7 protein-coding genes, 1 tRNA gene and 1 riboswitch are annotated in these 10,777 nt (G+C 67.1%); of the genes, 3 read left to right on the top strand and 5 right to left on the bottom strand.

What is annotated here, in order from left to right; all coding sequences use genetic code 11:
* Positions 1-205: 205 nt before the first annotated feature.
* On the bottom strand, positions 206-1,447 hold the full coding sequence (locus tag ACTZWT_RS24360; RefSeq protein WP_444772261.1) for an O-succinylhomoserine sulfhydrylase: 1,242 nt from the start codon (positions 1,445-1,447) through the stop codon (positions 206-208).
* A 75-nt stretch (positions 1,448-1,522) separates the two neighbouring features.
* Positions 1,523-1,602, bottom strand: a riboswitch (SAM riboswitch).
* Between the two features lie 109 nt (positions 1,603-1,711).
* Here ACTZWT_RS24360 and ACTZWT_RS24355 point away from each other — a divergent pair.
* On the top strand, positions 1,712-2,818 hold the full coding sequence (locus ACTZWT_RS24355) for a 2'-deoxycytidine 5'-triphosphate deaminase (RefSeq protein WP_444772260.1): 1,107 nt from the start codon (positions 1,712-1,714) through the stop codon (positions 2,816-2,818).
* 233 nt (positions 2,819-3,051) lie between these two features.
* Here ACTZWT_RS24355 and ACTZWT_RS24350 read toward each other — a convergent pair whose 3' ends face one another.
* From ACTZWT_RS24350 to ACTZWT_RS24340, 3 genes are all read right to left on the bottom strand, one after another.
* Entirely contained in the window at positions 3,052-3,780 is a 729-nt protein-coding gene (locus ACTZWT_RS24350; RefSeq protein ID WP_444772259.1) for a Uma2 family endonuclease, read from the bottom strand.
* Complete coding sequence (locus ACTZWT_RS24345; protein ID WP_444772258.1) at positions 3,777-5,756, bottom strand: TIGR03768 family metallophosphoesterase; 1,980 nt, start codon at positions 5,754-5,756, stop codon at positions 3,777-3,779. The genes ACTZWT_RS24350 and ACTZWT_RS24345 overlap by 4 nt, the downstream gene beginning before the upstream one ends.
* Positions 5,757-6,162: 406 nt before the next feature.
* Positions 6,163-7,506: a PQQ-dependent sugar dehydrogenase gene (locus tag ACTZWT_RS24340; RefSeq protein WP_444772262.1), complete on the bottom strand. Its 1,344-nt coding sequence runs from the start codon at positions 7,504-7,506 to the stop codon at positions 6,163-6,165.
* A 243-nt stretch (positions 7,507-7,749) separates the two neighbouring features.
* On the opposite strand from ACTZWT_RS24340, the gene ACTZWT_RS24335 reads away from it, so the two are divergent.
* Positions 7,750-9,201, top strand: a complete 1,452-nt coding sequence (locus tag ACTZWT_RS24335) for an MATE family efflux transporter (protein WP_444772257.1) — start codon at positions 7,750-7,752, stop codon at positions 9,199-9,201.
* Positions 9,202-9,206: 5 nt separating this feature from the next.
* Here ACTZWT_RS24335 and ACTZWT_RS24330 read toward each other — a convergent pair whose 3' ends face one another.
* Positions 9,207-9,785 (bottom strand): methylated-DNA--[protein]-cysteine S-methyltransferase, encoded by a 579-nt coding sequence (locus tag ACTZWT_RS24330; RefSeq protein WP_444772256.1) that lies wholly within the window; start codon positions 9,783-9,785, stop codon positions 9,207-9,209.
* A gap of 257 nt (positions 9,786-10,042) precedes the next feature.
* Here ACTZWT_RS24330 and ACTZWT_RS24325 point away from each other — a divergent pair.
* Positions 10,043-10,116, top strand: a tRNA-Gly gene (locus ACTZWT_RS24325).
* Positions 10,117-10,777: the final 661 nt, after the last annotated feature.

Genomic DNA, 10,777 nt, shown 5'->3' with positions numbered 1-10,777 from the left:
TCGAGCCCGGCAATGACGACTACGTTGTCCCTCCGCGTGTCCCGGGCGCGATGCAGCGCGCAGCGCTGCTTCGCAGATCCGGGACCCCGGTTTGCTGAGACCGGCGTGGTCACCGAACTATCAACCGGGGTCCCGGATCAGCAGGCGTCACGCCGCGAAGGGCGGCGCGCCGCGCAGCATCCGGGGCACGGAGACCTAACCGGCGCTACACCTTCTCCAGCGCCGCGACGATGTCCTCGATCAGGTCGTCCTTGTGCTCGAGGCCGACCGAGTAGCGGATGAAGCCTTCGCTGATGCCGAGTTCGGCGCGGGCTTCCGGCTTCAGCCTCTGATGGGTCGTCGTCGCCGGATGCGTGACGAGGCTCTTGGCGTCGCCCAGATTGTTGCTGATCCGGATCAGCTTCAGCGCGTTGAGGAAGCGGAACGCCTCGGCCTTGCCGCCCGCGACCTCGAAGCCGATCAGCGTCGAGCCGGCGCCCATCTGCTTCTTCACGGTCGCCGCCTGCGGGTGATCGGCGCGGCCGGGATAGACCAGCCGCGGAATCTTCGGATGCCCGGCGAGCGCGTCGGCGATCGCGGCCGCGGTCTCGGTCTGCGCCCGGACGCGCACCGCCAGCGTCTCCAGCCCCTTCAGCAGCACCCAGGCGTTGAACGGCGACAGCGACGGCCCGGTCTGGCGCAGATACATCTGGATATGCTCCTCGATGAACGCCTGCGTCGACAGCACCACGCCGCCGAGGCAGCGGCCCTGGCCGTCGATGTGCTTGGTCGCCGAATACACGACGACGTCGGCGCCGAGCGCGAGCGGGCTCTGCCAGATCGGCGTCGCGAACACGTTGTCGACGACGAGCCGCGCGCCGCCCGCATGTGCGATTTCGGCGATCGCGCCGATGTCGAGCACGTCGAGCGTCGGATTGGTCGGGCTTTCGAGGAAGAACGTTTTGGTGTTGGGGCGTAGCGCCTGCTGCCACTGGTCGAGATCGAGCCCGTCGACCAGCGTCGATTCGATGCCGTAGCGCGGCAAGAGATCCTCGACGACGTAGCGGCACGAGCCGAACATCGCCTTCGAGGCGACGACGTGATCGCCGGCGCGCAGCGGCGCCAGCATCGCGGCGGTCACCGCGGCCATCCCGGTGGCGGTGGCGCGCGCGGCTTCCGCACCCTCGAATTCCGCCATCCGCTGCTCGAAGCTGAACACCGTCGGATTGGAGAACCGCGAATACTGGAAGCCGGCGTCGTCGCCGGTGAAGCGCGCCTCGCACTGCTCGGCGCTGTCGTAGACAAAGCCCTGGGTCAGGAACAGCGCCTCGGAGGTCTCGCCATATTGCGAGCGCAGGCTGCCGGAATGCACCAGCCGGGTCTCGCGGCGATAATGCGCGGTGTCGGGGATGGCAATCGTGGGCTTGGGGGCGGGCGTGCTGGAATCGGGCGATTTGGTCTCGGACATGTGGTCTCCATTCGTGACCACACCGGTCGGTGCGGGCACAAAAAAACCGGCCTGGAAAAATTTCCACAAGCCGGGATCACATTGTCCCCGGCCTGTTTAGCGACTTGTTTAACGTGGCTGCAAGCCGGCCGGCTCAAATCACCACGGGATAAGTCGGGCTCATAATCCTCCGAACACTTCCCGTCAAGCCGGCCATCGGATAACCGATGAAATCCAGTATTTTCCGCGTCTGGCGGCCGTGCGGCCGCCGTGAGGATCGCCGCCGTGCCGTTCGCGTTGCCGCCCGATGCCGATGGGATTCTGCCCGACCGCATGATCGCGGCGATGGCCGAGGCCGGGCTGATCCTGCCGGAATATCCGTTCGTCGAGAGCCAGATCCAGCCGGCCAGCCTCGATCTGCGGCTCGGCGGCATCGCCTATCGGGTGCGCGCGAGCTTCCTGCCGGGGCCGGACTGCACCGTCGCCGAGCGGATCGACGAGCTCAAGCTGCACGAGATCGACCTGTCCGACGGCGCCGTGCTGGAGACCAACTGCGTCTACATCGTGCCGCTGCTGGAGAGCCTGGCGCTGCCGAAGACCATCGTCGCCGCCGCCAATCCGAAAAGCTCGACCGGCCGGCTCGATGTCTTCACCCGGGTGATCGCCGACGGCACCCGCCGCTTCGACATGATCGGCGCCGGCTATCACGGGCCGCTCTACGCCGAGATCAGCCCGAAGACCTTCCCGGTGCTGCTGCGCGAGGGCTCGCGGCTGTCGCAGGTCCGCTTCCGCACAGGCCACGCCACGCTCGACGCCGACGAACTCGACGCGCTGCACGATCTGGAGCGGCTGGTCGATGCCGACGACGCCGATCTCAATGGCGGCGTCGCGCTCAGCGTCGATCTGTCGGGCGAGAACGCGAACGGTTTTGTCGGCTACCGCGCCAAGCGCCACACCGGCGTGGTCGATATCGACCGCCGCGGCGGCTATGCGGTCGGCGAGTTCTGGGAGCCGATCGCCGCACGTCCCGACGGCACGCTGATCCTCGACCCCGGCGAGTTCTACATCCTCGCCTCGAAGGAAGCCGTCCAGGTGCCGCCGGACTACGCCGCCGAGATGGTGCCGTTCGATCCCCTGGTCGGCGAATTCCGCGTGCACTATGCGGGCTTCTTCGATCCCGGCTTCGGCTACGAGGGCGCCGGCGGGCTCGGCTCGCGCGCGGTGTTGGAAGTCCGCTCGCGCGAAGTGCCGTTCATCCTCGAACACGGCCAGATCGTCGGCCGCCTGATCTACGAAAAAATGCTGTCCCGCCCCGCCGCGCTCTACGGCCAGAAGATCGGCTCGAACTATCAGGGCCAGAGTTTGAAGCTGAGCAAGCATTTCAAGGTGTAGTTGGACGGACGCTGGCGCGGTTCATCGATTGATTGAAGCGATGCGGCCTTCTCGAGTGCAGAGTCGTCATCCTGAGGTGCGCGCGTAGCGCGCCTCGAAGGATGCGGCCCGAAGGTGCCTGCGGCCCATCCTTCGAGGCCCGCCGCGCCGCGCCCCGCGCGGCCCGGAGGGCACCTCAGGATGACGGCGGCAACCGGATCGCGAGTTCTGATTCCGTCAAAAGCAGAACTGCTCTACGTGCGGCGTGCGCGGGGCCGCAGTGGTGTGCCGTCGTAGAGGTCGCCGAGGCGACAGCCGAGGCCGAATTGCGGCAAGCGCAACTCTGCTTCGATGCCGCCAAGTATCATCGAATCCCAGCCATTCCCGGTCTTGATATCCAGCCGTGCCTCGATGCGGTTCTGCTGAACGATCAACACCGCCTCGCACGGCGCATGTGCGAGATAGATCTGCCGTTTGACCTCGATCCAACTGTCCGGCATTCCGGAGACCGTGACGTCGTCGCTCTCGGAGACGATTTCCGCGAGCAGATAGGCGCGCGTCACGAACCGCTGACCCGCCGCGAAGTCGGCGTCGATCACGACGACATCGGGCTCGGGTCTGTAATCGCCGGATCCGAGTTCGATTCCGGTTCGCTGCAAGGCGATCCGGTAGGAATCGTGTCGCGCGAGTGAGGTGTTGAGCAAGTTCGCAAGGTTGGTCGCGATCCAATTGTGCACGATGGTCGGCGGGGTCATCATCATCGGGACACCTGCCAACAGCTCCCACCGCTCGTGATCCGGCCGATGCGCCTGGAAGGTGCGAAATTCAGCGCCGGACATCCGCCCGGTCGAGGTATCCGGAATTGCAATTCCCATGAGCGGCTCCTGCCGGATGAGGCGCGAGGGTCGAGCAATCAAAGATAGGACGAAGCTGCGCGACTCACAACCGCCGCTGGCGCGAAAGGATAGGCTCGGTCCCTTCACTTCACCTCCGCCAACGTCCGCTTCAGCACCTCGACCATCCGCGGGCTGAGCTGTTTCAGCAGTTCGACATTGCTGGACGCATGATACTGGACCGGCTTCTCCGCTTTGCTCAGATCAACGAACCGGATCGACGGATCGGTGGCTTTGGGATCGTCGCTCTGCGGCCGGGTCGGGTCCATGCTCGGCACCGCAATCTTGCCGCCGGCCGTCGCGTAGTTCGGGCTGTTGGGCCGGAGGTCGTTCTGGATGATCTGCTGGGTGGCGATGGCGTATTTGCGCGATTGCGCCGCCGGCGTACCCTCGGCTGCGGCGACGTCGACATTCACCGCCACGATCGACACCGTGTAGTCCGCGTTGAGCCTGATCTCGAAAGTCCGGAACTGCTGCGGAAAGTCGCGCAGTGAGCAGGTCTCGACCTGCCAGAAGCCCTGCTCCGGCCGATTCGGATCGGCGGACGGAAACGCCTTCACCACATTCACATGGCGATGCCCGGCGATCCACATCAGCAGGTTCGGTGCAGCCTGCAGCGTCGTCACCAGGCCGGCGAGGTCGACCGCATTGGCGAAGTCGGGCGCCGCGTTGGCGTCGCCCAGCCACCATTCCATTTCCGAGCCGATCGGCGACACGCCGATCGGAATATGGTTGGCGATGATCATCAGCTGATCGTCGGCCTGGCCGCGCGCCAGTTCGGCCTTCAGCCAGTCCCAGCGCCTGGCATCGAGAAAGCCGTGGCCGTGGATGTCGCGCGAGCCGTCCTGTTCGGACTGGGTGACGTCGAGCACGATCACCTTCAGCGGCAGATCGGATTTCGGCACGAAGCTGTAGCAGGCGAAGCCGTCGCCGGCGCCGTCGATCAGGTCGAAGCCGTGCCCCTTCGGACGGGTCGTGGTGTTGCGGAATTCGGCGAGCCATTCGGCGCGCGCCAGCGGACGGCGGCCTGGATCGGGTGCGATCTGCGGCGGCTTGCCGGCGAACGCCGGATCGTCGGCGCGGCCGGCGTGAATGATTGCGCCATACGGGCTCGCGCCGTCGATCACCCCTGGATAGTACGCCGGCGTGGCCTTCAGGCCGCGATAGTCGAACAGCGCCGGGAAGCCTTCGCGATTCGGTTTCAGCACATCGCCGACCGCCCAGATCCTGTCGGCCGTGTAGGACTGCCGCAGCCCGATCGCCGGATCGGCGTCGACCGGAAACGATCCGATCATGAAATGATCGTGGTTGCCGAGGACCTGGTACCAGGGAATATCGCGGGCGAGCCCGGCGGCCTGAAACGGCATCTGGAAGTCGACGCTGTCGCGGCCGCGATGGTCGCCCGAGCTCGGCGTGATCGGCTGGCCGTCGAGCACGTCGATGTACCAGCGCACTTCATTGTAGGACGTGCTGTTGCAGGCGTCGCCGAGCGCGATGCCGAAATCGAACGGGTCGCGGCTGTGCAGGTCGTTGACGGTCTGCACCGCCGCGTCCAGCACCTGCGTCGTATACGGCATCACCGGCGAATAGATCGAGGTGTTGTTCACCGCGGCCGGTTCGGTCTGCTGGAATCCGATCAGCTGGTTGGGCGCTTCCTTGTCGGTGATGTGGACGTCGGTGAACGCGAAGAACCGGATCAGACGCTTGCTCTCGCCGCCCGCCGGCTTTTCGTAGCCGGCTCGCATCAGGTCGGTGCGCTGCACGATCGGCAGGCCGGAGCCCAGCGTCCATTCGCCATAGCCGAAGTCCTGGTAGCGCGCCACCTGGCGCAGCTCGGTCTTCGCCAGGCCGGGGGTGATCGTCGCCGGGAAGGCCAGCATCTGCTTCACGGTCGTCTCGGCCGGCGTCGCGATCGGGTAGCGCGGCAGTTCGCGGCCCCATGCCGGCGCGCCGAGCGTCGGGCCGAGTGACAGCGCGCCGATGAAGGCCGCGGATGATTGCAGAAACGCCCGCCGGGTGGACAGCAGCCCGCTCGACGGCGCAGGTGACGGAACGTGATGAGTCATGGGACAGGCCCTCTTGTGCGGCCATCCAGAGCGACGCGACGGCGTCGCGTCATGTCATCCTGCGCGCAATCGCATTGATGCCATCGGCCGTTCGAAGCGGTTGTTGTAGCGGCGACAGGTTAATGGGCTGCGAAGTACAAGCCGCCGAATTGTCGTCTTGGTATTTCGGAGTGGCCAAGTCAGCGGGCGAGATGCGACTGGTACTTGTTCGCGAAAATCAATCGACGGAATGGATAGCAAGAAGTATGCAGCAATAGCGATTGGACCACTCCGTCATGGCCGGGCTCGTCCCGGCCATCCACGTCTTCCGCTCGCACCCTAACACGTGGATGCCCGGCACGAGGCCGGGCATGACGCGTTGAGAGTGTTGCATCGGGGAGCGAGCAGCGAAGGGCGTCGATGCGGGTTATCGCGACGCCTGTTCCTTCCCCGCCGGGGTCACCCTCCAGACCGATTTGCCGACGTCGTCGGCGACCAGCAGTGCGCCGCGCCCATCGATCGCGACGCCGACCGGGCGGCCCTGCGCCTCGTCCTTGTCGTTGAGGAAGCCGGTGAGGATATCGCGCGGCGGGCCCGACGGCTTGCCGCCCTGGAACGGCACGTAGATCACCTTGTAGCCGGAATGCGGCTTGCGGTTCCACGAGCCGTGCTGGCCGACGAAGGCGCCGCCCTTCATGTCGCCCGGAAACAGATCGCCGGTGTTGAAGGCGAGGCCGAGCGAGGCGGTGTGGTTGCCGAGCGCGTAGTCCGGCACGATCGCCTTCGCCACCAGGTCCGGCCGCGGCGGCTCGACGCGGGTGTCGACGTGCTGGCCGAACCAGCTGTAGGGCCAGCCGTAGAAGCCGCCGTCCTGCACCGAGGTCATGTAGTCCGGCACCAGGTCGCTGCCGATTTCGTCGCGCTCGTTGACGACCACCCACAGCGCGCCGGTCTCCGGCTCCCAGGCCGGGCCGTTCGGGTTGCGCAGGCCGGAGGCGAACAGCCGCGTCGCGCCGGTCGCGCGGTCGATCTCGAGCACCGCGGCGCGGTTGATCTCCTCGTCCATGCCGTGCTCGGCGGCGTTGCTGTTCGAGCCGGAGGTCGCGTACAGCTTGCTGCCGTCGCGGCTGGCGATCAGATCCTTGGTCCAGTGGTGGTTGCGCGGTCCCGCCGGCAGATCGGCGAGCTTCTCGCCCTTGACGGTGATCCGTGTGTCGCCCGGATTATAGGGGAAGCGCATGATCGCATCGGTGTTGGCGACGTACAGGTCGTTGCCGACCAGCGCCATGCCGAACGGCGAATTCAGCCCGTCGAGAAAGGTGGAGCGGACTTCCGCCACGCCGTCACCGTCGGCGTCGCGGAGCAGCGTGATGCGGTTGGCGCTCGGCGTCTTGGCGCCGGCCTGACCCATCACGAATTCGGCCACCATCCGCTTCAGCCCCTTGCCCTGCTCGGGCCGCTCCGGCGCGTTGGTCTCGGCCACCAGCACGTCGCCATTGGGCAGCACATGCAGCGTGCGGGGATGGTCCAGCCCGGTCGCGAAGGCGGTTACCGCCATGCCTTCGGCGGGCTTCGGTTTGGCGCCCTGCGCCCAGCCGACCGCCGGCGCGATGTTGACCGTCGGCAGCAGGTTGTTGCTCGGCTCCGCCAGTTTCGGCGTCGGGCCGTAATCCTCGCCCTGGGTCAGGCTGGACTGGTCGCCGCAGGCCGCCAGCGGCAAGGCCATTGCGACGCAGATTGCGAGGCGACTGGTTGTGAAAGGTCGGGGCATGGTCATGGCTCTCCGCTTGCAGAAACCGATGCCGAGCCAATGAACCAGAGGCGGTTGCGTTCGGCGGAACGCCCGGAAAATCATCTGATACGGCCTGCCGAGATGTCGCAGCGGCGGGCACCGCGCCCGGCCGGCCTTGATCTGCCGGGCAAGCACCCATGCGTTGCGCGGGCATCGCTTTGCCGCGGATCGATGATAGGAACGGTTTCAGGCACGGCAGTCAGATCGGGCCCGGGGGGAACCATGTCGGACATCGCCGTCGCCGAATTGCCGCCGGTGCAGCGCGAGCCGCCGCCGCGCGAGGCCGAGCCGCCGCTGCCGCCGCCCAATCCGCTGCTCGACGGCGCCATCCTGCCGACCCTGCTGCGGCTGTCGTGGCCGAATGTGGTGGCGCTGACCGCCGGCACCTGCGTGGTGGTCGCCGAGACCTCCTATATCGGCCGGCTCGGCACCGAGGCGCTGGCGGCGATGGCGCTGGTATTTCCGTTCGTGATCCTGACCATGACGATGTCCGGCGGCGCGATGGGCGGCGGCGTCGCCTCGGCGGTCGCGCGCGCACTCGGCTCCGGCGACAGCGACCGCGCCGCGACGCTGGCGATGCATGCGCTGCTGATCGGGCTGTGCTTCGGCCTGGTGTTCACGGTCGGGATGCTGGTGTTCGGCGCCCGCGCGCTGGAACTGCTCGGCGGCCGCGGCGAGGTGCTGGCGCAGGCGGTGAGCTACGCCCACATCTTCTTCGCCGGCGCGGTGGTGCCGTGGCTGATGAACACCTTCGCGGCGATCCTGCGCGGCACCGGCAACATGAAGCTGCCGTCGCTGATGATCCTGAATGCGGCGGGGCTGCAGATCGTGCTCGGCGGCGTGCTCGGCCTCGGCTTCGGCCCGGTCCCGAGCTTCGGCATGCCGGGCGTCGCCGCCGGCACGCTGACGGCGTTCTCGGTCGGCGCCGGGGTGATGGCCTGGTACATCTTCTCCGGCCGCGCCGGGGTGACGCCGAAGTTCAAGGGACTGCGGATCCAGCGCGCGATGTTTTTCGACATCCTCAAGGTCGGCGCGGTGGCCTGCTTCACGCCGCTGCAGTCGGTGCTGACGATCACCATCTTCACCCACATGCTGGCGCGGTTCGGCACCGAGATTCTCGCCGGCTACGGCATCGGCGCGCGGCTGGAATTCATGCTGACCTCGATCGCCTTCGCGGTCGGCATCGCCTCGGTGCCGATGATCGGCATGGCGATCGGCGCCGGCCGGGTCGCGCGCGCCCGGCAGATCGCCTGGACGGCGGCGCTGCTGTCGTTTCTCTGCGTCGGCGTGGTCGGCAGCGCGATCGCCTTCTTCCCGCATCTGTGGGTCGATCTGTTCACCAGCGATCCGGGCGTCAAGCTCGCCGGCGAGCGCTATCTGCAGGCGGCGGCGCCGATGTACGCGTTCATCGGCCTGTCGATCTCGCTGTATTTCTCGGCGCAGGGCGCGGCGCGGGTGCTCGGCCCGGTGCTGGCGCAGACCGGGCGGCTGCTCTTCGTCGGCATCGGCGGCTGGCTGCTCACCGCGAACAACGGCAGCGCCGGCAATTTCTTCGCGCTCGCCGCTGCCTCGATGGTGGTGCTCGGCCTCGCCACGGCGCTCGCCGTGCTGCTGACGCGCTGGGCGCCGAAGGCGGTGGCGGTGCCCGATCCGCGGACGCTCGTCGGTCCGTAAGCCGCCTAACGATCCGCCTGGCGCGGCGCGGCGGTGAGCAGCACGTCGAACAACGACGGGCCGCCGGTCGCCAGCGCGCCCTCGACCGAAAGCAGCCGCCGCCGGGTGATGGCGCCGCCATTGGCGCAGCTGCCGCTGGTGTCGCCGGCGACCGTCACCGCGCGATGGCACGGCACGATCACGGCGAACGGATTGTTGCGGATCGCATGGCCGACCGCATGCAGCGCGCCGGGCGAGCCGGCCCGCCTGGCGATCTCCGCATAGGTCGCGGTCTCGCCGCGCGGAATGTCGCGCAGCACGTCGTAGACCCGGCAGTCGAAGGCCGCCAGGCCGCCGAGGTCGAGCCGGACGTCGGAAAAGTCCCAATGCGCGCCGCGCAGCGTCGCCGCGATGCCCTCGATCGCGCTGTCGATTCTGACCGTCGGCCGGGCCTCGCGGGCGTCGGGGCATTGCTTCAGCAGCCGGCGGCGGGTGTCGATCTCGCGGCTCTCGGCGAGCTGCACCGCGAGGACGCCATCGAGCCCCCATGCGATGCCGCACCGGCCCATCATCGTATCGAAGATCGTGTACGCAACCCCCACCATGGGTTCGACTATACCAGCACTCCGGAACCGCGCATCACGAATCTTAAGGGATTGTTAACGACGGCGCGGGGCGGAGCTTGTTGCACTGCACCTCGCACCGGCGGGCGCGGCGCGCCTTCGCGGCGTCGCCGCATCGGCAATTCGCCGCGCTGCCGGCCTGTGTCGCCCCTTGTGCCGCCCCTTGTGTCGCCCCCTTGGCGGAACGCGCGGTCTCGGCTAGACCAAGGCGGTCGGCCGCGCGCGTCGCGGCCCGGCGCGCGGGCGTAGTTCAATGGTAGAACGGCAGCTTCCCAAGCTGCATACGAGGGTTCGATTCCCTTCGCCCGCTCCAGCGTTATCAGCCGCCTCCCGTCCAGCAGAGGATCCGGAGGCAGATCTTCTCTCGGAAAACGGCATAAGGCGGGAGTGACGGTTGCGCACTCAGCGCGCGTTTCTCGCGGCCGGATTGTTCCGTTCGGGATAGCGCGTCTCGGCCGCAGCCTGCTCGGACGAGGTCGGACTCTCGAGGTGTCAATTCCAAGAGCGGCGGCAGGCACGATCATGGCCGCACGCGTCGTTATGTTATCTGCGTGATACTGTTCACATGACGTGATGCAGGAAACGCGACTCCCGCGGCAGTCCATTTCGTGTCGACCTGCGACCAAACGACGCGATTGCGCGGAAGCCGCCGATGTCGAGCCATCATGCGAATGCCGCCCCGCGTGTGCGCCCTGTCGGCGAGAGCGCTGCATCTGTATTGTATGTTAATCGGGGATAACATTGCGATCGACGCAGGCGTCCAGGCGGCGACCTCGTTCGCCTGGAGTTGATTGCTGCGCTTGGCCGGAAGCTCCATCACCAGCGGCGTTTCACCGTCATGTTAAGAGCAAGTCACCGGCTTGTCAGATTTCGCCTCTTAGATGCGTTGCGTTAACATATCGTTAACCAAGGGGCGTTCGAACCGAGTGCTCACGCAAGCCGTGATGCGACCGTGTCCTGCGCCGATCCCTGAT

This window comes from Rhodopseudomonas sp. NSM (assembly GCF_052445935.1).
Lineage (GTDB): Bacteria > Pseudomonadota > Alphaproteobacteria > Rhizobiales > Xanthobacteraceae > Rhodopseudomonas.
This window is presented reverse-complemented; position numbering and strand designations above follow the sequence as displayed.